Origin of the sequence: Fundicoccus sp. Sow4_H7 (genome assembly GCF_052115865.1) — a bacterium.
Taxonomy (GTDB): domain Bacteria; phylum Bacillota; class Bacilli; order Lactobacillales; family Aerococcaceae; genus Fundicoccus_A.
The window spans coordinates 580,823-601,510 of the sequence record NZ_JBQKME010000001.1; the positions used below are offsets into that span (position 1 = coordinate 580,823).

Here is a 20,688-nt window from a genome sequence, read left to right on the forward strand (position 1 = left end):
TAAACTTTTGGGATTTTTTTCTTTTTTAATAAATATCTCTGCTTAGTAGCGGAGTCCGTGTCTCAATTTATACACATATCCATCCACATCTTTATAGGCGTACGTCATGCCATCTGGTATACAAATCTTTATCATAACCAGGGACATCATTTGGAGAAACACATTCGCCATTTTCATCTACTGCAATCACTTCAGCATTTTTAGGGAAGGTGATTAGAAGTTTACCGGATGGTGATACTTTACCAGTCATAACAACCAATTGTGCTTCAACATATGTTTCAAAATTCACAATAAGAGCATCAGCTAAGTCAATGCTATAAGTCGACCTATATTTTTTCCTTACAAAAATATTGGATCCAACCTCAAGCACTTCTTGATTTAGAAACCCATAATGACTGGTCTTAGACGAATAGAATTGAGATTTCCCCATCGATTGCGAGCTAATCATCATCATGCCAGCTTTTTCATCCATTGTCATCCGTTGAACCAAATCCTTAGCACGTTCTTCTGGAGTTAATCGCCATTCTTCGTAAGGGTCAAGTTTTCATTTATCATTTAAATCCTCCTTTTTCTTAAATAATTATCACTCAATTCAAAGACTTTATTTTACTTTAACATATCGTTGTTAAAATGCTTAGAGTAACATTTGAATATTAAGTAGTAAAATATTAATATGATTACTAGTCGTTAAAATGAATAATGAGACAAAAGGGGAGACTAGATGGATTTTCAAATGAGTAATTATCGAACTGACATTAAAACAATTCGTAATTTAAGTATTATTTCTAAAGAACTTATTCATAAGGGATGGTCATCTGATAAAAAGTTTTGCATTAGAACAGAAGACGGCAGTAAGTATCTTTTGCGAATAAGTTCTAATGAAAAAAGCACAGCGCGTAAAGAGCAATTTCATATTCAACAACAACTTGCTGATCTAGGTGTTAATATGTGTAATCCGATTGACTTTGGTGTTTGTGATGAAGCTGTCTATATGATTCAATCTTGGGTAAATGGCGAAGATGCTGAAGAAGTTATTCCTCAACTTAAGCTCGAAGAACAATATTTATTAGGTGTTGAAGCTGGCGCAATGCTAAAATTAATTCATTCTATTCCTGCGCCAAAAAATTTACCAAGTTGGGACCAGCGATATAGTGCTAAATTAGACCTAAAAATGGAGCATTATGAAAAATGTCCAATTAAATTTTCAGACGATAAGAATATTAAACACTTTATAGAAGCTAATCGTCATTTGATTTACAAAAGACCTCAAACCTTTCAACACGGTGATTTTCATATCGGTAATATGATGATAGAAGAGAATCATATCGTTATTATTGATTTTGATCGCAGCGACTACGGTGATCCTTGGGAAGAATTTAGTAATATTGTTTGGAGTGTTCAGGCATCTCCAAAATTTGCATCGGGTATCATTGACGGTTATTTTAACGGTCCTGTTCCATTACAATTTTGGAAATTGCTTGCTTTGTATTCGTGTGTTAGATTAATTTCTGCTCTCCCGTGGGCAATTCCTTTTGGAGAAACTGAAATTAATACAATGCTTAAGCAAGCTGAAGATGTGTTAAATTGGTATGGTAATCTGCAAAATGTTATTCCGAACTGGTATCAGAAATAAATGATAAATCTGAAGTGCTTACGAGTTAAAGAAAGTTAACTCGTTTTGATTACGAGTTAAAGAATGTTAACTCGTATATGCTTTCTATCGTGGTTTGGGTTGAATAAATCCCTAGTGAAGAACACTTGATATTTATTCAAATGAGAATTATATTAGTGAATGTAAAGAGATATTTACATTTATAAAAGGTGTTTAAATGAGATGGAATTGGTGCAGAGTTTACTGGAAAATAGATTAATTTTTTTATATTTAAATAGGTGAACGATAAATTGAAAAATAAAATTAAAGAATTAAGAAAACAGAAGAAATTAACTCAAGAAGAATTAGCCAAGCAATTATCGGTAACGCGGCAAACCATCATAGCCGTTGAAAATAACAAATACAATCCAACTTTGGAACTTGCGATGAAAATGGCGCGATTTCTTGAAACAACCGTAGAAGATTTATTTGAATTGGAAGAAAATAAAGGCAATAACTAATTAGAATAGTAACTAAAAACAGTATGAATAAATCCATGCTGTTTTTTTATTGTAATCAATTTTTTAATTTGATGCTTATAATAAGGTCAAATCATGCAAAAATGCTTAAAAATATAACGTGCTTTATTTTTTATTCATGCTAGTATAGATACATTATGATTAAAAAGGAGAAGATTGACATGGACGTGCCAATTTTATTTGAGGATAATCATTTATTATTGGTTGAAAAGCCGGTAAATATACCCGTGCAATCGGATCAAAGCCAAGACAAGGACCTATTAACGATATTAAAAGAAGATCTGAAACAACGCTACAACAAACCGGGCAATGTCTATTTGGGGTTGGTTCACCGCTTGGACCGGCCTGTTGGAGGTGCCATGGTTTTTGCGAAAACTTCGAAGGCTGCTTCACGCTTGTCGGATCAAGTCCGTCGAAACGCCATGACACGCAAGTATTATGCTGTCGTTCACGGACAACCACAAAAATCTGAAGGACAACTGGTGGATTATTTATTCAAAAATACCCGAACAAATATTGTGTCGATTGTCTCATCCAACCACAAACAGGGCAAGAAAGCCATTTTAAATTACAAAGTTTTGCAATCAAATGGCAAACTATCATTATTAGAAGTGCAACTTCATACTGGTCGCCCACATCAAATTCGGGTGCAATTGGCAGGGATGGGACATCCGATTTGGGGTGACCAAAAATACGGCCAAGAAATGAACAAAGTCGGCCAACAAATTGCCCTTTGGGCACATCAACTGTCACTCGAACATCCTACATTAAAAAGCGATGTGACCGTTCGGTCCCTACCAAAAGATGCATTCCCATGGAATCTTTGGGACTTTGAATAAATATCACTGCAACAGAAAATATAAAAATGTAATGAGAGGAGACAATTCGATCTTTCCCTCTTTTTTATTTTATAAATTGATACCAAATTAAAATAAGCCCTAAACTAATAACAGTTCTGACAATGATATGTGTCCACTGAAAGCTATTGGTTAATAAACCATTCACAGTTGCGATAATAACAAAAAGTACTAAAGCAACTGGCAAAAACCAGTGTGGCATAGACGGTAATAAAGCAAGTAGTAATAAAATAGCGCCTATAAAATAAAAACTGTGCCAATATTGAAAACCTTGGAGATTGATATCCTGGTATGCTGCAAGCATTGTTAGTAAGCTGTAAGCAATGACAAAGACATAGTAGGCAATATTAAGTATTTGATTCATTTTGATGACTCCTTTTTGAAAGTTGATCCATTTTTTCATGCATGCCTTTGATGAGTTGCTGGGCTGTTAATAGTCGATTCATTTTTTGCTCAATTTGGTCTAACTTAATCGCCAATAAGTCTTTAATATCTTCAATATCATTCGTTTCCATTTGCAATATACTCTCCATCGTCAAGTATTGCTTATCTAAATCCAATAACAAGCGAATTTCATCCAGTGAAAATGTAGCGTCTTTTAGGATTTGGATCAATTCGATTGTTTCCAAATCAGTGTCTTGATAGTCTCGATGAGAGCCATTTCGTTGTGGTTGAAGCAGTCCGATTTTATCATAATAGTGCAAAGTATCTTTTGAGATGCCTGTTAATTGACTAACCTCTGACATTTTCATTATCTACCTCCTAAACTAATATGTTTGAAGTATACAACATGGAGTTGACTCCATGTCAAGGCTTTGGAGCAGAGATATTTATTTATGATTGAAGGACTTGCTAGAAAAGCATTTGTATTTAGAATACCATCTGATCCCTGCATTACGGTAATTTTTATCTCGGTAACCGGCAACGAACTTAAATCTTCCAGACTACTCATGTCGGATGCTTCGCTAAAATCTACTTTTGCAGTGACACTTACGTAGTCGTTGCCGTCTTTAAAGACCCATGAAATATCTAAAGAGGACCGTTTAAATGTGTAGTTTATGTAATTGATTGGACCGGAGTTTTGAATGAATCATTGTATCCCAAAATTTCACAAGCAAATAATTGAACGGTGCTGTAGCAACTTGTCCTGTATCAAAGTAATGGAAGTATTTATTACTTGAAGGCGAAAAGCGCCATCCAATTTGTTGAACAATACGAGTTGGTCGTACATTTTCGATATAGACAGAGTAGTCTTCTGGAGAAACATGCGTAAAATTTTTATCGGTTTGATGAAAATTCAATGTGTTAGCATCATAATGATATTGGTAAACAGTTTCCACAGAAGCTAGATTTTCTACATCCGTTAAATATGCTTATTTGGCTTCTGCATCAGGATTATAATGACTAATTTTGAAGTAAGCAATGAGTGGCACGCCAAATATGATAAAAAGCACTGCGACAACAAAAATAAGTAAAGACATAATATATTTTTTCAAGTTAAATACCTCTTTAACTTCAAATTAATATTATTATAGCTAAAGTGTTTAGGCTTAAATACAAAAAAACGTAAGAACTTCAAAATTAATGAAATTCTTACGTTTTAATTTGTTAATCTACTGGATAACCACCTAAAGTCCAGCCACCATCTTGAATCAGGTTAATTCCGTGAATATAATCTGAATCTGATGAGGCGAGGAAGAGGGCAGTCTTCGCAATTTCCTCAGGTTTACCTGGACGACCAAGTGGCGATTTTTCAAGGCGCTTATCTGTTACGCTCTCTGTCATTGGCGTATCAATGAAGCCTGGCGACAGAACATTTACCTTAACTCCTTTAGGACCAAGTTCATGCGCTAATTGACGGGTCATGCCTACCAAGCCATATTTACTAGACATATAAGGTGTGCCACCAACCCCCACCATAGCCGTTGCTTGAGAAGCAATATTAATGATCACTCCTGAACCTTGTTCAATCATATAAGGAACAACTTCTTTGGTAGCCAGCCAGGGAGCTTTCAGATTTAATTGAATCACTTGATCAAATAGACTTTCATCCGTATCTTGAATGGGATCGTAATTATCAAGAATTCCAGCACCATTATAAAGAATATCGATCGTACCAAAATGGTCAACCGTTTCTTTCACACTATCTTTAATTGACTGACTATCACTCAGGTCGGCTTTTACAAAAATCGCTTCAGCATCAAAATGCTTCATCTTGTCTAAAATAGCATTGGCACGTTCTTCATTCCGCCCAACAATCGCAACCTTCGCACCTTCTTGAGCATATAAGAGGGCAGTAGCTTCACCGATACCTGAAGTACCACCGTAAATTAAGGCGACTTTACCATCTAATTTACCCATCAATACCATCCTCCTTTAAATAAATATCTCTGATTTATTTATTATATAATTTAATATGAAGTTCTTTCACACGCTGTGCTAACTCATCGACAGGTCCTTCTACTTCAGCATTTCGAATCACATCTTGAATCGGAAGATTTTTTACATTGGAAGGTTCGATACCTAATTCTTTTTGCCATTCTTGTAGCTGTTTAGAAGAACTCGCATAAACAATTCGACCTAAACCGACCCAACCGTGAGCGGCTGAACACATTGGGCAATGTTCACCAGATGTATAAACAGTTGCCTGACTTCTTTCTTCAGGGGAAAGGTTTTCGGCAGCCCAACGAGCAATCGCAAATTCTGGATGCTGTGTTGAATCGCCACCAGAAACATGGTTATAATCTTCAAACAAAATTTCATCATCTTTTGAAACTAAGACAGAACCAAATGGTTCATCCCCTTCGTTTAGGGCTGTTTCAGCTAATTGCACACAACGCTCTAAGTAAATTAAATCTTTATCTGTTATCATATGAGACCACTCCTTTACTTCATTCTAACAAAGTTAATAATAAAGTCATCTTTTAAAAGGTAGCAGTGATATTTATTTGACAAAAAAAGAGTGAGAATGAACTCTCACTCTAAAATTTTGAATTATTCTTCTGATTCAGTGCTTTCGCTTTCTTCAGAAGAAGTTTCTTCTGATTCTGCATCAGACGTTGATTCTGCGCTTTCTTCGGTTGATTCTTCTGCTGAACTTGCTTCTTCAGAACTTTCTTCGGTTTCTGATTCAACTTCAGTTTCAGACGTTGTGGTGTCGGTTTCTGATTCAACTTCAGTCGTTGTTTCAGTTTCTAACGCTTCTAATTCATCTTCCGTTACCCATTTATGGTTTATGATTAATTCTGAACTTTCAGTGTCTGTGTAATCAATCAGATAAACAGTTGTTTCGTTTATTGAATCAATGGTCGCTGTCGCACCTTCCATACCGTCCATATGGTAAGCTTCTAATGTAACTTCCGCTCCAACTTCAAGTGGAGTATCGGCTTCATCACGGCTGTTTGTGCCAGCTATTTCTTCGTGGACAACCCATTTATGATTAGCAACTGTTTCTCCACCATCAGTTGGTGTATAAGTTACTTCATAAGCAATTGTATCAAAGGCTGCTACAACAACACCTTCTGCACCATTCATACCTGACATATGATCAGCGTTCACTAAAACGGTGTCTCCAGCTTTGTAAGTTGACTCACGGTCTAATTTGATGTTAGCAGGTAAACGTCCTTCGTCATCGTGCTCCATCATTTCATGATCCATTTGTTCGGTTGATTCAGTTTCTTCTTGGGCAAAAGTTGTGTAAATAGTCGGTGCACTCACACCAACTAATAATGCAGCGGATAGAACAAGCGAACTTTTTCTTAAAATGTTTTTCATATTATATCCTCTCCTTTAATTTTATTGTATCAACATTATAATATTAATCAAATGATATGCTTTGTTTATGGGACAATGAAGTTGAAACCAGCTAATTTTTCAAACAAGAAGATTAGATTAATGTTAAAATGAATTTAATCTAATGAAAAGGAAGGATAGACTGATGAACTCACCTTTTACTAGAAAAAGAAATATCTTATATATTAGCAGTCGAAGAAATCATTGATTTACGATTAACCGCTATGAAAATAAAGGTGATTTTTGGTATTGATGAGTTGGTGGACGGAGGAGGGGTACCAACTGGTCCTTTTTAAGTACTGACTTCGTCAACGAAATTAGTTTAGTCGTCACACCTATTGCAGATAGTTCACCGGATTCTCAATCTTTGTTCGTCTCAAATGAAAAATATAATTCTAATGTGCCGATCGATGTCAAACTAGACTAAGTGAAAACCTTAAACGACGGTAGTTTGTGGATTCGTTACAAAACACTAAATAAATATCTGTTTTATTAAACAGCTTGAGGTATGAGAAATGAAAATTGATGAACTGATTAAAAAAGATTTTTCGGGCTGTATTTCTGTTGTAAAAAATGCTGAAGTCGTATTTGAGAAGAGCTATGGTTTTGCGGATTACTATAATGAAATTCCCAATCAGTTGAATACGAAGTTTCCTACAGCTTCAGCAGGGAAATTTTTTGTTGCAATTGGGATTTTACAGTTAGTTGAACGAGGACAATTGACTCTAGAACATACGATTGGTGAATTACTGGAATTGGACTTAAGACAAATTGATAAGGAAATAACTATTAGACAGCTTCTAAACCATACGTCGGGAATACCGGATTATTTCGATGAAAGTACGATGTCTGAGTATGCTGATTTATGGAAGGATTTTCCAAATTATCGTATTAGACAGTCGTCAGATTTAGTTCCTTTATTTATTGATAAAGCGATGATGTTTAAAGCAGGAGAAAAATTTCAATACAATAATACTGGTTTTGTGGTATTAGGATTAATCATCGAAAGAGTAACCGGTCAATTGTTTGATGAATATTTGAAAGCCAATGTGTTTCTACCCAGTGGGATGATAGACACAGGATACTATGAACTTGATCGCCTGCCAAAAAATTGTGCCAATGCTTATATTTTTGATGAGAATAAGAATGAATTTTACACCAATATTTTTAGTGTCGATGCTAAAGGTACTGGGGCAGGTGGTGCTTTTACTACGGTTCTTGATATTAATAAGTTTTGGTTGCATTTAATAGATGGAAGTTTAATTTCGCATAAAAGTTTAAATAAGATGTTTAGTATCCAAAGTTACAATGGTTATCAAAATTACGGTTATGGTGTTTGGCTTGATAAAACGGAAGATGGTTATATTACACCATATTTTCAAGGCAGTGATCCGGGTGTTAGTTTTATTTCCAGCTATAATTTAAAAAATGACATCATTTTTACAGCTGTTAGTAATTTTGCTTGTGATGTATGGGATTTGAGAAGAGCTTTTGTTGAATTCGAAAAAGAAATTAATTTTTAAACAGTTTGTTAAGCTGAAAATAGGGAAAAACTGCATGAATTGCAAGAGTTTACAGAAGCTTACGATGGGATTCAATTAAATGAAGCTGGTGCAATCGCATTTTCGCGAAATATTGTGTACTTACATCGATTTTAGGAGGCGATGAATAATGTATTATTTAATTTATGCGGTTGTCCCAAGTGGTAAAGTCGGTGACGTAATTCGTGCCACAGAATCGGCTGGCTCATACGGAGGTACAGTCATTCATGGAAAGGGCATCGGAAGGACCCCTAAGCGCTTTTTAAGATTTGAAGTCGAACCGATGCGTGACATTGTGATGATTATTGTCCAAGAAGCAAAATATAAAGACGTTAGCCAAGCGATTTATTCGCATTTAGATATGGCGGAAGAAGGCACGGGGATTGTCTTTGCAGAAGTTTTAGACCAAGTAGAAGGACTCGTCAGTCAAAGTAAGCGGTGATATTTAGTTGAAATGGTAATGTGAGTTTTTTTCTTAATAGTTACGGCAATGCATCGGATTCATTAAAGAATTCGGTGCTTTTTAATTGATGCAGATGTCGAATAAAATGGTTTATATGATATAATGTTAGAAATTATTTGGGGGTAATTCAATGACAGATAAAAAGATTTTAACAACGCATGTCGGGTCTTTACCAAGACCAAAAGCCTTACTAGAAGCAAATATAAAGCGTGCAAAAGGAGAAATTTCTGAAGCGGCCTTCAATCAAATATTAGAAAAGGCCATTGATGAAGTGGTCGCCAAACAAAAAAAAATTGGTATTGATATTATCAATGAAGGTGAATATGGCCATATCACATCAGGGAAAGTTGACTTTGGTGCCTGGTGGAACTATTCCTTTTATCGCCTCGGTGGATTAGAAATGACCGACGAAGATCGTTGGGCTAAAACCGAGATTGTCCGTTCGGAACCGGGTAAGATCAAACTTACATCGTTTTCTGATCGACGTGACCGTGAGAAATTTAGAGAAGCCTATGAAGATCCCGATAGCGGCGTTTTAGGAAAACGTACCCCAGTAGGAAATCCTATTTTTACTGGACCAGTTACTTACATCGGTCAAGAGCATGTTGACCGTGATGTACACTTGCTAAAAGATGCGATGGCTAAACATGATATGACACAAGGATTTATGGCAGCTGTTTCACCAGGTTCTGCAGCCCGTCTTGAAGATCGTTATTATCATGACGAAGAAGCTTTGTTAAATGACTTAGCAGACGCTCTACATGTGGAGTACAAAACCATTACCGATGCGGGCTTGGTTCTTCAATTGGATGCACCTGATTTAGCAGAAGCCTGGGACCAAATTAACCCTGAGCCAACTGTAAAAGACTTTCAACGCTGGCTTCAGTTACGCATTGATGCGATTAACCGAGCGCTTGTCGGGATTGATCCAAAGCTTGTGCGTTTACACATTTGCTGGGGTTCTTGGCACGGACCACACACAACCGATATACCATTTGAATACATCGTTGACCAATGTCTCCAAGTCAATGCTTTTGGCTTTACCTTCGAAGCCTCAAGTCCACGACATGCCCATGAATGGCGCGTTTGGGAAAAGGAAGGTCGCTTAAAGCCTGGTCAAAAAATTATTCCAGGTTTAGTTTCTCACTCCACCAATGTGGTTGAACACCCTCAATTGATTGCCAACCGCATTATTCGTTTTGCTGAAATTGTAGGTCCTGAAAATGTGATTGCATCAACAGACTGCGGCTTAGGCGGACGATTACACGAACAAATTGCCTGGGCAAAATTAGAAGCCCTGCAAGAAGGCGCTCGCCTAGCCTCCAAAACCCTTTTTCAATCCTAATAAATATCTCCAAGCCTACCTTTGTGTAGGCTTTTTTAGTGGGGGTTTGGTAGGTGTCGTTTTGACATGAAATCATTGTTTACGCGTCAGCAAAGGTGTGATTCTGACGCAAAAAGTTTGATTAGCCGTCAGAAACATAGTCTTTCAGTTACCTAATCAGTTTTACCTGACAGCAACACAGCAAAGATAGAGAAAACCAGCTTAGTAAAGCAAGTGAATATCTTTGAAACTGTTGCAATTATGTTTATCGTATTTAGCTACAATCTATGCTAAAATAAACTTGTTTTCAAAAGGAAAGGAGTGATACCTTGAATAAAAAGTTTAAGCAATTATTGGTTTATTTATTGGCTTTAGTTATTATATTTTTAATCGTGATTCCCTTGACAGCTAACTTATCACCAAACTTAAAAGCGGTAATCCATTCTGTGATTACACTTGTTTTTTTTGGATTAGTATTTTATATGTTTAGCAGTTTTCGTCAGCCGACAAGTCGAAAATTGTGGTTGACTATAGCAATTATCGTTGGAATGATTTTTGTTCTTCCAATAGCTATTAATTTACTGGCAACTTGGCCGATTGTTATCAAAGGAATCATGCACTTTACTTTGATTGCTTTGATTTTATCTGCCATTATCTATGTTTGGTGCGATCCAGCGAAATACTAATCGTTTGTGTGTCTGGGGAAAAAGGTTCAGTTGAGTTGAAAAACAGAAGTCACTTCTTCATTCATGAGTAAGAGATTTCTTTTTTTTATTGTGTTAATTTTAGTGGTTTAAATCGAGTCCAAAAAATTGTGTAAATTCAATAAGTTGCATAGTTACTTATGTTCCAAATAGAGAGCTCATTAAGCATATAAACTGAATTATGTGCCGAATGGCGAGTTCATTAACCATATAAACTAAATTATGTGAGTCAAGTCTATATAATTGTGTAAATTGCGGTTCTGATGTGAAGTTGCTCGTTAAGAGTCAGATCAGCCTTAGATCAGACGAAACATTGCTTGCTATTCGTCAGATCAGCTTTGGATCAGACGAAACATTGCTTGCTATTCGTCAGATCAGCTTTGGATCAGACATAGCTTTGCATGTTATTCGTCAGAACAGCCCTGGATCAGACGAAACATTGCTTGTTATTCGTCAGATCCGCCTTAGATCAGACGAAACATTGCTTGTTATTCGTCAGATCAGCCTTAGATCAGACGGAACTTTGCTTGTAATTCGTCAGATCAGCCTTGGATCAGACGAAAGTTTGCTTGTAATTCGTCAGCTCAGTCTTGGATCAGACGAAACATTGCTTGTAATTCGTCAGATCAGCTCTGGATCAGACGAAACATTGCTTGTAATTCGTCAGATCATCCTTGGATCAGACGAAACATTGCTTGTAATTCGTCAGATCATCCTTGGATCAGACGAAACATTGCTTGTAAATCGTCAGATCAGCCCTGGATCAGACGAAACATTGCTTGTAATTCGTCAGCTCAGCCTTGGATCAGACGGAATTTTGCTTGTTCTTCGTCAGATCAGCTTGGATCAGACGAAACATTGCTTGTTCTTCGTCAGCTCAGCCCTGGATCAGACGGAACTTTGTTTGTAATTCGTCAGCTCAGCCTTAGATCAGACGAAATTTTGCTCGTTAAGAGTCAGATCAGCCTTGGATGAGACGGAACTTTGTTTGTAATTCGTCAGCTCAGCCTTGAATCAGACGAAACATTGCTTGTTATTCGTCAGATTAGCCTTGGATCAGACGAAACATTGCTTGTTCTTCGTCAGCTCAGCCTTAGATCAGACGAAACATTGCTTTTTATTCGTCAGCTCAACCCTGGATCAGACGAAATTTTGCTTTTTATTCGTCAGCTCAGCCTTGGATCAGACGAAATTTTGCTTTTTATTCGTCAGCTCAGCCCTGGATCAGACGAAACATTGCTTGTTATTCGTCAGCTCAGCCTTGGATCAGACGGAGCTTTGCTTTTTATTCGTCAGCTCAGCCTTGGTTCAGACGAAACATTGCTTGTAATTCGTCAGAACATCCTTGGATTAGACGAACCATTGCTTGTAAATCGTCAGCTCAGCCTTATATCAGACGAACCCTTGTCTATTATTCGTTATTACCTTGAATATAACCACGAAACAAAACTTCTTCGAGAAAATTTCCCATCATTCCAAATAAAAGAAGGTAAGTTAATAATTGATGACTGAAGATTTCTAAATTTTGATTGCCAGGAAGAACCCGATTTATAAACACAAAAGGAACACTCACAATCACAGCACCAACAATCCCATACACGAAACATCAAAAAAACGCTGTTTAAACCACCGAATATGATGTTCTTTATTCACCCAAATAAATATCACTGCCAATACCAAAGTAGCGATAGCTAAAACCGATAAAACAAGTCGGCTTTCAGTAAAGCTTATTTGAATATTAAACCCACTGCTTGTAAAGCTCCAAATACCTAACTGCATCATGGTGCCACGTAATAGAATAAAAGCTAAAAATGATAAAGTGAGTTTTGTTACGATTGACTTTTTGGCAATAACAACTAAACAAATATTAACAAAATTAAGGCAGGTATCACTCTCATAGCAATCAGCAATGATGGATTCATCGTAAACCACCTCATTATTTTTCATTACTTTGACAAATAGCTGATTTGAAAGCAAATTTTCTTATTTATTAAAAATATCACAAAAATTAATTTAAAAATAATGCATTTAATAACTATAAAAAAGATTAATTATAGTGTATAATGCTGAATACGGTAAATAATTCACAAATAAAAAGTGATATTTACTTAAAGTTTTAGTAGATAGATAGGAGATAGATTGTAAATGAAAAAGTTTTTGGCTTTTTTGACAACTGTATTGGTTGTATTAGGTATTTTATTGCCTAGTATAAGTGCTGTAAGTGCTCAAGAAGTAAGTTTTACTCCTGGAACCTATGTTGGCACTTCTGAAGATGGTTTTGCAGGAAGTGTTGAAGCGACTGTGACGGTTTCGGAAAATGCGATTGAAGACATTGTGGTTGCTTCAGATGGAGAAACACCTGATATTGGTGGGAATGCGATGACGATGATTGCTGAAGAAATTATTGCGTCACAAAGTTTAGCGGTGGATACTGTGTCTGGTGCTACACTTTCAAGTAATGCGATAATCGCAGCGATTACGGATGCTTTAACACAAGCTGGTGCTGATGTTGATTATTTAAGCAATCCAGCCAATCGTTCAGAAGCAGAAGTAAGTGAACAGGATGATATTTACACGGATGTTGTGGTTGTTGGAGCAGGTGGGTCTGGTTTAACAGCGGCATTAGAAGTGGTTAATAATGGAAAATCTGTTTTGGTATTAGAAAAAATGTCGATGGTTGGTGGAAATACTTTACGTGCGACAGGTGGTATGAATGCGGCTGAAACAAATGTTCAAGAAGTATTAGCTATTGAAGATTCTGTCGAAGTATTTTACCAAGATACTCTAGAAGGTGGACATGGCATTAATGATCCTGAATTATTACGTGTCATGGTGGAAGATTCTGCAGAAGCATTACACTGGATAAATGAACTGGGTGCAGGTTTAACCGACGTAAGTTTCTCTGGTGGTGCAACTAATGCACGTATTCATAAACCAGAAGACGGTTCTGCAGTGGGTCCATTAATTATTCGTGTTTTAGAAGAAGCCTTAAGTGAACAAGGTGTTGAAACGATGCTAAACACTGAAGCAACTTCTTTAATTCAAGAAGAAGATGGCCGTATTGTTGGTGTAACGGCTGTAAATAAAGATGGTGTAGAATTCAATGTTTATGCAGATGCTGTTATTTTAGCAACCGGTGGTTTTGGTGCAAACTTTGAAATGGTTGAAGAGTACAACCCAGATTTAGCAGGCTTTGGTACAACAAATGCTCCAGGTGCCCTTGGACAAGGGATTGAAATGGCACTTGAAGTAGGTGCTGGAACAGTTGATATGGATCAAATTCAAATCCATCCAACCACTCAACCAGGAACAGGTAAATTGTATACTGAAGGATTACGTGGTGACGGCGCTATCTTAATTAATATAGAAGGCGAACGTTTTATTGATGAACTAAAAACACGTGATGTGGTTTCGCAAGCGATTTTAGCGGAAACAGATGGCGTTGCTTACTTAATTGTGAACCAAGCATTAGTTGATCAAAATGCTTCAATGGCTGGTTATATTGAACAAGGTGATGCGATTGAAGGAGCTTCAGTTGAAGAATTAGCGGCTAACTTAGATATTGATGCAGCAACTTTACAAGCTACTTTAGATGCTTATAATGAAGCTCAAGCAAGCGGTGTTGATGAAGCGTTTGGTCGTGAAAATATGACTCTTTCACTTGTAGAAGGTCCATTCTATGCCTTAATGGTAACTCCATCAATTCACCACACAATGGGTGGTTTACATATTGATACTCAAACACATGTGTTGGATACAGAAGGTGAAATCATTCCAGGGCTTTACGCAGCAGGTGAATTAACTGGTGGCATCCATGGTGGTAACCGTATCGGTGGAAATGCCGTTCTAGATATTGTCGTATTTGGACGTATTGCAGGGCAAACTTCAGTCGCTGAATTAGATGGCGAAACTGTTGAATCTGAAACTGAAGAAGTAGAAGAAACTGAAGAATCTGTTGAGGAATCCGAAGAAGAATTAGATGACGCAGCTTAAAAATTTAATAAATAAGATGACTCCAAACAAAGGCGATTTGAATAAATCGCCTTTTTTGACGATTCTATAATAAATGAAAAGTGAAAAATCGGATTTACCCTAACTTGAAAAAGGGTACACGCGTTTACCGAATGCATTTCCACCAGTATATAAATTCAATGAAAAGCGCCAGGATAATAACTTTTTGAACAAGTCGTCCTTGCACTTCCTATATTCTCCCAAACGAGTTATAGAGAATTTATAAAGATTAAGCTACATAAAAAATATTGCTTGAGCTTTAAAATAGTATTCATCAACCTTACTTGCTAAAGAACCCTTTTTGACTTCATTTAACATATTTTAAACAGCAAACTATATTTTCTGCTTCATTCAGTCTATAATGCTTGTGGCAGTGATATTTATTGGAAAGGGGATTGGAAAAATGAAGGTTGTCTTTCATGTGGATGAAATAAATAAATGGCCAATGGTTTTGGCCAATGTAAAGAATTTTAAGAGGGAGATTCCGGAGGCTGCTATTACGGTGGTGGCGAATGGTGAGGCAGTCAAGTATTACGTGAGTGCTGACTGGGACCGCGAATTGTTGCAAACAGTCGATTTTGTTGCCTGTCAAAATGCGCTAAATTCTAATACCATTACTGCAGAAGCAGTTCCCATAACAATTCGTATCGTAAATGCCGGGGTGGTTGAGTTGGTGCAAAAACAAAACGATGGATATGCTTATATTCGTCCATAAAAGAATGTTACTTAGGAATGAGGTAATGAATGTGTTTGATCCAAATAATGATGTCGTAAAATTATGCATGGCAGGGCTCGGACTCGAGGCAGCGGGCGATAGGGGAGCGGCTATTGCGAAATTTCAAGAAGCTTTGGAAACTGCGCGCAATGATTTTGAACGTTTTATTGCTAGTTTTCATTTGGCGCGGATGCAAGATGACATCCCAAAACGACTTGAAGGGATGATTGCTTCTTTAAATTTTGCCATGAATTCGGGCGATAATGGGGCGAAAACGGCACTTTATACGATATATTCAGAAATTGCCAAATGTTATGAAGCTTTGGCCGAACATGGGAAAGCGGAACAGAGCCGTTTCTTAGCGGAGTCATATCATGGCATTATTTTTGACAAGGGTCCATTTTTTCACGGGACGCGTGCTGACCTACCGATTGGCAGTTTTTTAACGCCTGGTTTAAATTCCAATTATCAGTCAGATCTTATCATGCAACACATTTATTTCACCGCCAATATGAATGGGGCGATCTTAGCGGCAACGTTAGCTAGAGGGGATGGCGACAAACGCGTTTATATTGTGCAGCCAACGGGCGATTTTGAACACGATCCCAATCTGACCGACCAAAAATTCCCGGGCAATTTAACCCAATCTTACCGCTCAACCGCGTTATTAAAAATCATTGGAGAAATTCAAGATCTTGAAAAGCTAAATAAATATCAGCGGGATGAATGGTTAGGAAAATTGTTGCACAATCATGGTGAAATCATAAATTAGGCTTTAAAGATTGAGTGACAATAAAGGCAAAAAAAAAGAAACCACTATCTCGTCAATGACATAGTGGTTTCTGTTATTTATTTTTTGCGCCTGACTTTCTTTTATTAAAGCCTAGTAAACCCGTCATAAGCAAAGTACACCATCGCAAAACCAACTACAATCAAGATAAGGCCAGATAATGCTAACATAAATATCACCATCGGTCCGGCAGTTGAACCTTTAATAAATAAATTAACGAAACCATTTGAGGCTGCTTCTAAGTTAAATAACAAAAGAAGACCAATAATTGTGAAGGGGACAAAAATAGCTAGCGCAGGCCAAACAAGACCCCAGATGGCGTCATTTCTTTCAGAATAGCTTGGCCTGGCTTGATCGGCTAAATGGTTTAAATTTTCATTCGTAAGGATGCCATTATTATCATCTACCAAGGCATAGTCAAATCCGCCCGATTGAGACCTTTCCTGTGTGAAGGGATAGCTCACATCATCAATTATAATTTCATTACCTGAAAAATTGACACTTGCCTGCGTGACACTTAAGTGCTGTTGATTGATGTCTTGAGCGACTGAATCATAGGCTTCAACCATGGATTTTTCCATTAATTGCTGCTCAGTTAGCTGTTCAAAATAAGGAATATCGTGATTTTCTTCTTGAAAAACACGTAGTTTAACCAGTCGCTGGCTATTATTAAACTCCATCCTTAAGGCATTATCATCGTATGGCAAAGTCGCAAGGATAGATTTATCTGTTTCATTTTTTGCCAACCCAATAAATACCGCTGCTATAAGCACGATTGCCAACAAACTAAAGCTATATTTTTTACTCATTATTTTCGCCTCCTGCAGGGTAGATAATCTCACCATTTTGTAGGATGTTTTCAGGAATGATAACTAATGATTTGCTTTGACCATTTTGCATGCCAAGATTTTGGCCTACTATTTCAATGTCGCCTTCAACTTCAATCAATCCATCTCCTAAATAAAGCAAATAATAATCATAAATATCATTTTCCGTAGCTTCAACAACCAGCCAATTATCAAAAGCAGGACTACTAACTGTGCCAGTAACTTCAAGCTTTTCTTTAAAAGCAGGGATATTTATTAGGTAGTCGGAAAGGCTGGATTCGAAAACTTCAAGTATATTATTATTAATACTGAAAATGGGTGATGTTTCCGTTGCGGTCAATTCACCGTAAATTTTGCTTGGATTATTCAATACTAGTACTTCAGCGAGATGTTGGCTATTTTCGTCAATTAAGACTTCATTCGCATGTTCTTCGGGCACAGATGAAATATATGTTGCATCTTGCTCCTCCGAAAATTTCCGTGACAGACTTATTGTGTTTGGAGTAAACCCATTTGCACGAATATTGATTTCACCCATTTGGGTATCCACCCCAAGCGAGAATTCTTCATAAGCGACTGCAATTTCTTCCTCCGATAAATCCGGATCCAATAATTTAGCAAATAAATTAAAGTAGGCTTCATTTAACTTCAGTTTTTCATCATCATCCGGCATTTCATCGGCATCAAAAGCTGTTGTAAAACGGATTTCGAGAAAATCACCTGTCGGAGTTGCGCCTGAAAACAAATACAATTCATTCAAACGTCCCAATTCAGCCAGCTCGGTCGCATAAAAATAGACACTATTTCCCCATGAACGAATGTGCGCTTCTGACGTTTCTAGATTAAACAACTGTTCCAGCTGGTCTAAAATCCGGTTAATATATGCCCGATTCACATAAACTGTCTCACCTTCATAATCTTCTGAATAAATATCCCCTAAACCTAAATCGGAATCATACCAACTTCCGACTAAATTGACTAAATTGTCATCATCAAACATCGAAAGCGGAAAATTAAAGCGGGTTTCAAAAAATAAAACATGATCGTTATTTGCATCATTTAAGGTTGTAGCATAGGCTTCATGATTTTCAATCGTCTGATTATGATTCTTATCGGGTTCTTTTGCCCATTGGTCATAAAATGTCTCCCAGTCTTCAAAGTTAATACTAGGATCGACTATTTCTAATAAAGTTGAGATGGTTTCAAAATCTAATAAGTCATCCGCACGAATGGTTTGATAAATATAAAAACCGTCGCCTCTGTTATTTATTCCCGAATGAAAACCAACCGTTGCATTGATTGGAAGATTGAGCGGAACCGTCACCGCAGAGCTTTTAGTTGGATCAACCGTTAATGACATTAATTCTTGCGAGAGTTCAAGATCAAAAGCAGTCAAAACTTCATAGGCCAAACGGTTGGAAAGTCCATCATAGGAAAAGGGGATCGACTTGCCATCGTAATCTGCATTAAATACAGCCGAATAGCTTTGTGCATTAACATGAGTGATATTTAATCCAAAACTCATCAATATGATTAACAATATTTTCTTCAAAACCAGTCACCATTCCTTTCAAAAGCAATTGTTTGTTAAATGTACTATATAAAAAAAACGCATTGTCTTCAATTCAGAAGCCTTTTCGCATATACAAAAGTTTCAACTTCTTGTATCATTTAAATAAATATCAGAAGTCATTTTGTTATTAGCAGAGATATTTATTATGAAGAAGGTAGGGATTTTAATGAAGATTGGCTTTATTGGAATGGGAAATATGGGGCAGGCGATGCTGAAAGGGATGTTGAAAGCTGGGCTGACGGAGCGCGAGGATATTTTTGTTTATGATGTGTACGCGCCGATTGTAGAGGAAATGCAAAATCTGTATGGAATTACGGGGGCTCATAGCGAAGTGGAAGTCGCAAAGCAAGTTGATGTGCTGATTTTGGCAATCAAACCGAATATGGTCGAAAATGTCCTATTGGCGATTAAAGAAGTTGTGTTTGAGAAGCAAATCATTGTTTCAATCGCTGCTACCAATTCTCTTGCATTTTTAAGTAAATATCTCCCTGAAAAAACAAAAATTGTGCGGGCGATGCCCAATACACCGGCAATTGTTGGCGAAGGCATGTCGGCCTTGTGCTTGAATGAGTGGATTGATGCGAATGATACAGCGACAGTGTTGGCGCTGTTTGAATCATTCGGTAAAGCCAAAGTAATTGACGAAGCATTAATCGATGCTTTTACTGGCGTGAGTGGTTCAGGACCTGCTTATGTGTATTTATTTATCGAAGCCTTAGCTGATGGGGGAGTGGCGTTAGGATTGGCACGCAAGGATGCTTATGAGTTTGCGGCCCAAATGGTGAAAGGGGCAGCGCAAATGGTACTGGAAACCGGCATACACCCAGGCGAGTTGAAAGACATGGTCACATCACCCGGTGGGTCAACCATGGCCGGCATCCATAGTTTAGAAAACGATCGCTTCCGCGCAACCGTGATGAACGCTGTGTTTGCAACAGCTGCCAAAAATAGATAATGTGTATTAGATGGTGTGAAAATTGTGAGGCGGCGAGGGTATTGTTTTCAACTCGTTTTGCAAACGAGGCTAAAGATTTCAACTCGTCGCAGCAATGAAGTCACTTTTGGTATTAGTTGAGGAAACGATTGGCTACTTCATGCCTACGATAACTCCATAATTTATACAAATTCTACGACTTACTATCGCGGTCGTATGAAAAGTGTGTTTCATCCGAGCGGTTGGTCCGCGGTCGTATGAAATATGTGTTTCATCCGAGCGGTTAGTTCGCGCTCGTATGAAATGGTGTTTTCATCCGAGCGGTTGGTCCGCGGTCGTATGAAATGGTGTTTTCATCCGAGCGGTTAGTTCGCGGTCGTATGAAAAGTGTGTTTCATCCGAGTGGTTGTTGTGCGGTCGTATGAAAAGTGTGTTTCATCCGAGTGGTTGTTGTGCGGTCGTATGGAAAGTGTGTTTCATCCGAGCGGTTGCTGTGCGGTCGTATGAAAAGCTGGTTTCATCCGAGCGGTTTGTCCGCGCTCGTTTGAAAAGGTAGTTTCATCCGAGCGGTTTGTTCGCGGTCGTATGAAATAGTCGGATAAAGACCACAAAAATATGTAAAAAGCATGAAGCCACGAGGTAAAAAAATTAAACTCGTTTTCCAGACGAGTACCAGTTTGGTTCCTCATTGAATCGCAGAAGCCTATTTCAAGTCCTCGTCTACCCAACAATTTCCTTCACGCGCCCAACTGTGCCATCCGTTAACATCACTTTAATTCCATGCGGATGACTCGCGGAATTGGTTAAAATTTTAGCGATGACGCCTTTCGTTAACTTCCCCGTGCGTTGATCCGCTTTTCTGACAACATTAACCGTTGCACCAATTTGAATATCGATACGCTTTGTTCCATTCATAATAAATATCTCCTTTAATCACGATTTAGTATGTTATATTTTAACGAAATTTACTCAAACATGCAAAAAACGTAAGAATCTCAAACCAAGAGATTCTTACGTTATAATGTTT

25 protein-coding genes are annotated in these 20,688 nt (G+C 37.5%); 13 read left to right on the plus strand and 12 right to left on the minus strand.

All coding sequences use genetic code 11. From position 1 onward, the window contains the following. Positions 1–91: 91 nt before the first annotated feature. The gene (locus ACTQ54_RS02540; RefSeq protein ID WP_441754335.1) at positions 92–478 is read right to left on the minus strand and encodes a hypothetical protein; all 387 of its coding nucleotides are present in this window, start codon (positions 476–478) and stop codon (positions 92–94) included. 243 nt (positions 479–721) lie between these two features. On the opposite strand from ACTQ54_RS02540, the gene ACTQ54_RS02545 reads away from it, so the two are divergent. The 3 genes from ACTQ54_RS02545 (at position 722) to ACTQ54_RS02555 (ending at position 2,969) form a co-directional block, all read left to right on the plus strand. Next, a complete protein-coding gene (locus ACTQ54_RS02545) occupies positions 722–1,633 on the plus strand; it encodes an aminoglycoside phosphotransferase family protein (protein ID WP_441754337.1) in 912 nt (303 codons plus the stop codon). A gap of 269 nt (positions 1,634–1,902) precedes the next feature. Then, positions 1,903–2,112: a helix-turn-helix transcriptional regulator gene (locus ACTQ54_RS02550; protein ID WP_441754339.1), complete on the plus strand. Its 210-nt coding sequence runs from the start codon at positions 1,903–1,905 to the stop codon at positions 2,110–2,112. 179 nt (positions 2,113–2,291) lie between these two features. Then, a complete protein-coding gene (locus ACTQ54_RS02555; RefSeq protein WP_441754341.1) occupies positions 2,292–2,969 on the plus strand; it encodes an RluA family pseudouridine synthase in 678 nt (225 codons plus the stop codon). 64 nt (positions 2,970–3,033) lie between these two features. On the opposite strand, the gene ACTQ54_RS02560 is transcribed toward ACTQ54_RS02555, so the two are convergent. The 7 genes from ACTQ54_RS02560 to ACTQ54_RS02590 form a co-directional block, all read right to left on the minus strand. Further along, positions 3,034–3,351, minus strand: a complete 318-nt coding sequence (locus tag ACTQ54_RS02560; protein ID WP_441754343.1) for a hypothetical protein — start codon at positions 3,349–3,351, stop codon at positions 3,034–3,036. After that, the gene (locus ACTQ54_RS02565; RefSeq protein WP_441754344.1) at positions 3,335–3,739 is read right to left on the minus strand and encodes a MerR family transcriptional regulator; all 405 of its coding nucleotides are present in this window, start codon (positions 3,737–3,739) and stop codon (positions 3,335–3,337) included. The genes ACTQ54_RS02560 and ACTQ54_RS02565 overlap by 17 nt, the downstream gene beginning before the upstream one ends. Before the next feature lie 291 nt (positions 3,740–4,030). Continuing rightward, positions 4,031–4,288, minus strand: a complete 258-nt coding sequence (locus ACTQ54_RS02570) for a hypothetical protein (protein ID WP_441754346.1) — start codon at positions 4,286–4,288, stop codon at positions 4,031–4,033. 72 nt (positions 4,289–4,360) lie between these two features. Further along, on the minus strand, positions 4,361–4,483 hold the full coding sequence (locus ACTQ54_RS02575; protein WP_441754348.1) for a hypothetical protein: 123 nt from the start codon (positions 4,481–4,483) through the stop codon (positions 4,361–4,363). Between the two features lie 112 nt (positions 4,484–4,595). Continuing rightward, positions 4,596–5,348: an SDR family NAD(P)-dependent oxidoreductase gene (locus tag ACTQ54_RS02580; RefSeq protein WP_441754350.1), complete on the minus strand. Its 753-nt coding sequence runs from the start codon at positions 5,346–5,348 to the stop codon at positions 4,596–4,598. A gap of 34 nt (positions 5,349–5,382) precedes the next feature. After that, positions 5,383–5,859: a nucleoside deaminase gene (locus ACTQ54_RS02585; protein WP_441754352.1), complete on the minus strand. Its 477-nt coding sequence runs from the start codon at positions 5,857–5,859 to the stop codon at positions 5,383–5,385. 122 nt (positions 5,860–5,981) lie between these two features. Next, entirely contained in the window at positions 5,982–6,761 is a 780-nt protein-coding gene (locus ACTQ54_RS02590) for a YdhK family protein (protein ID WP_441754354.1), read from the minus strand. 533 nt (positions 6,762–7,294) lie between these two features. On the opposite strand from ACTQ54_RS02590, the gene ACTQ54_RS02595 reads away from it, so the two are divergent. The 6 genes from ACTQ54_RS02595 to ACTQ54_RS02620 all read left to right on the plus strand — a co-directional run bounded on the left by ACTQ54_RS02595 (position 7,295) and on the right by ACTQ54_RS02620 (position 12,323). Then, the gene (locus ACTQ54_RS02595) at positions 7,295–8,302 is read left to right on the plus strand and encodes a serine hydrolase domain-containing protein (RefSeq protein WP_441754356.1); all 1,008 of its coding nucleotides are present in this window, start codon (positions 7,295–7,297) and stop codon (positions 8,300–8,302) included. 148 nt (positions 8,303–8,450) lie between these two features. After that, entirely contained in the window at positions 8,451–8,762 is a 312-nt protein-coding gene (locus ACTQ54_RS02600) for a P-II family nitrogen regulator (protein WP_441754358.1), read from the plus strand. A gap of 151 nt (positions 8,763–8,913) precedes the next feature. Then, a complete protein-coding gene (locus ACTQ54_RS02605) occupies positions 8,914–10,128 on the plus strand; it encodes a cobalamin-independent methionine synthase II family protein (protein WP_441754360.1) in 1,215 nt (404 codons plus the stop codon). 308 nt (positions 10,129–10,436) lie between these two features. Further along, a complete protein-coding gene (locus ACTQ54_RS02610; RefSeq protein ID WP_441754362.1) occupies positions 10,437–10,793 on the plus strand; it encodes a hypothetical protein in 357 nt (118 codons plus the stop codon). Positions 10,794–11,076: 283 nt separating this feature from the next. Then, the gene (locus tag ACTQ54_RS02615; RefSeq protein WP_441754363.1) at positions 11,077–11,721 is read left to right on the plus strand and encodes a hypothetical protein; all 645 of its coding nucleotides are present in this window, start codon (positions 11,077–11,079) and stop codon (positions 11,719–11,721) included. Positions 11,722–11,795: 74 nt separating this feature from the next. Then, entirely contained in the window at positions 11,796–12,323 is a 528-nt protein-coding gene (locus ACTQ54_RS02620; RefSeq protein ID WP_441754365.1) for a hypothetical protein, read from the plus strand. Between the two features lie 63 nt (positions 12,324–12,386). Here the strand turns inward: ACTQ54_RS02620 and ACTQ54_RS02625 are convergent, their stop codons facing one another. Then, positions 12,387–12,758: a hypothetical protein gene (locus ACTQ54_RS02625; RefSeq protein ID WP_441754367.1), complete on the minus strand. Its 372-nt coding sequence runs from the start codon at positions 12,756–12,758 to the stop codon at positions 12,387–12,389. Between the two features lie 198 nt (positions 12,759–12,956). Between ACTQ54_RS02625 and ACTQ54_RS02630 the strand changes: the two genes are divergently transcribed. The 3 genes from ACTQ54_RS02630 to ACTQ54_RS02640 all read left to right on the plus strand — a co-directional run bounded on the left by ACTQ54_RS02630 (position 12,957) and on the right by ACTQ54_RS02640 (position 16,309). After that, entirely contained in the window at positions 12,957–14,804 is a 1,848-nt protein-coding gene (locus ACTQ54_RS02630; RefSeq protein ID WP_441754368.1) for a flavocytochrome c, read from the plus strand. Between the two features lie 385 nt (positions 14,805–15,189). Further along, a complete protein-coding gene (locus tag ACTQ54_RS02635; protein ID WP_441754370.1) occupies positions 15,190–15,537 on the plus strand; it encodes a DsrE family protein in 348 nt (115 codons plus the stop codon). Positions 15,538–15,562: 25 nt separating this feature from the next. Continuing rightward, entirely contained in the window at positions 15,563–16,309 is a 747-nt protein-coding gene (locus ACTQ54_RS02640; protein WP_441754372.1) for an NAD(+)--rifampin ADP-ribosyltransferase, read from the plus strand. A gap of 104 nt (positions 16,310–16,413) precedes the next feature. Here ACTQ54_RS02640 and ACTQ54_RS02645 read toward each other — a convergent pair whose 3' ends face one another. Continuing rightward, complete coding sequence (locus tag ACTQ54_RS02645) at positions 16,414–17,136, minus strand: hypothetical protein (protein WP_441754374.1); 723 nt, start codon at positions 17,134–17,136, stop codon at positions 16,414–16,416. Beyond that, a complete protein-coding gene (locus tag ACTQ54_RS02650; RefSeq protein ID WP_441754375.1) occupies positions 17,129–18,706 on the minus strand; it encodes a hypothetical protein in 1,578 nt (525 codons plus the stop codon). Before ACTQ54_RS02650 ends, ACTQ54_RS02645 begins: the two co-directional genes overlap by 8 nt. A gap of 142 nt (positions 18,707–18,848) precedes the next feature. Between ACTQ54_RS02650 and proC the strand changes: the two genes are divergently transcribed. Continuing rightward, entirely contained in the window at positions 18,849–19,682 is an 834-nt protein-coding gene (gene proC / locus ACTQ54_RS02655) for a pyrroline-5-carboxylate reductase (protein ID WP_441754377.1), read from the plus strand. Between the two features lie 699 nt (positions 19,683–20,381). Here the strand turns inward: proC and ACTQ54_RS02660 are convergent. Then, on the minus strand, positions 20,382–20,576 hold the full coding sequence (locus ACTQ54_RS02660; protein WP_441754379.1) for a YwbE family protein: 195 nt from the start codon (positions 20,574–20,576) through the stop codon (positions 20,382–20,384). Between the last annotated feature and the right edge of the window lie 112 nt (positions 20,577–20,688).

Bases quoted from the DNA above. Each gene is read 5' to 3' on its own strand.
- ACTQ54_RS02540 (WP_441754335.1), bottom strand. From the start codon at position 478: ATGACAATGGATGAAAAAGCTGGCATGATGATGATTAGCTCGCAATCG.
- ACTQ54_RS02545 (WP_441754337.1), top strand. From the start codon at position 722: ATGGATTTTCAAATGAGTAATTATCGAACTGACATTAAAACAATTCGT.
- ACTQ54_RS02555 (WP_441754341.1), top strand. From the start codon at position 2,292: ATGGACGTGCCAATTTTATTTGAGGATAATCATTTATTATTGGTTGAA.
- ACTQ54_RS02560 (WP_441754343.1), bottom strand. From the start codon at position 3,351: ATGAATCAAATACTTAATATTGCCTACTATGTCTTTGTCATTGCTTAC.
- ACTQ54_RS02565 (WP_441754344.1), bottom strand. From the start codon at position 3,739: ATGAAAATGTCAGAGGTTAGTCAATTAACAGGCATCTCAAAAGATACT.
- ACTQ54_RS02580 (WP_441754350.1), bottom strand. From the start codon at position 5,348: ATGGGTAAATTAGATGGTAAAGTCGCCTTAATTTACGGTGGTACTTCA.
- ACTQ54_RS02585 (WP_441754352.1), bottom strand. From the start codon at position 5,859: ATGATAACAGATAAAGATTTAATTTACTTAGAGCGTTGTGTGCAATTA.
- ACTQ54_RS02590 (WP_441754354.1), bottom strand. From the start codon at position 6,761: ATGAAAAACATTTTAAGAAAAAGTTCGCTTGTTCTATCCGCTGCATTA.
- ACTQ54_RS02595 (WP_441754356.1), top strand. From the start codon at position 7,295: ATGAAAATTGATGAACTGATTAAAAAAGATTTTTCGGGCTGTATTTCT.
- ACTQ54_RS02600 (WP_441754358.1), top strand. From the start codon at position 8,451: ATGTATTATTTAATTTATGCGGTTGTCCCAAGTGGTAAAGTCGGTGAC.
- ACTQ54_RS02605 (WP_441754360.1), top strand. From the start codon at position 8,914: ATGACAGATAAAAAGATTTTAACAACGCATGTCGGGTCTTTACCAAGA.
- ACTQ54_RS02625 (WP_441754367.1), bottom strand. From the start codon at position 12,758: ATGAAAAATAATGAGGTGGTTTACGATGAATCCATCATTGCTGATTGC.
- ACTQ54_RS02630 (WP_441754368.1), top strand. From the start codon at position 12,957: ATGAAAAAGTTTTTGGCTTTTTTGACAACTGTATTGGTTGTATTAGGT.
- ACTQ54_RS02640 (WP_441754372.1), top strand. From the start codon at position 15,563: ATGAATGTGTTTGATCCAAATAATGATGTCGTAAAATTATGCATGGCA.
- ACTQ54_RS02645 (WP_441754374.1), bottom strand. From the start codon at position 17,136: ATGAGTAAAAAATATAGCTTTAGTTTGTTGGCAATCGTGCTTATAGCA.
- ACTQ54_RS02660 (WP_441754379.1), bottom strand. From the start codon at position 20,576: ATGAATGGAACAAAGCGTATCGATATTCAAATTGGTGCAACGGTTAAT.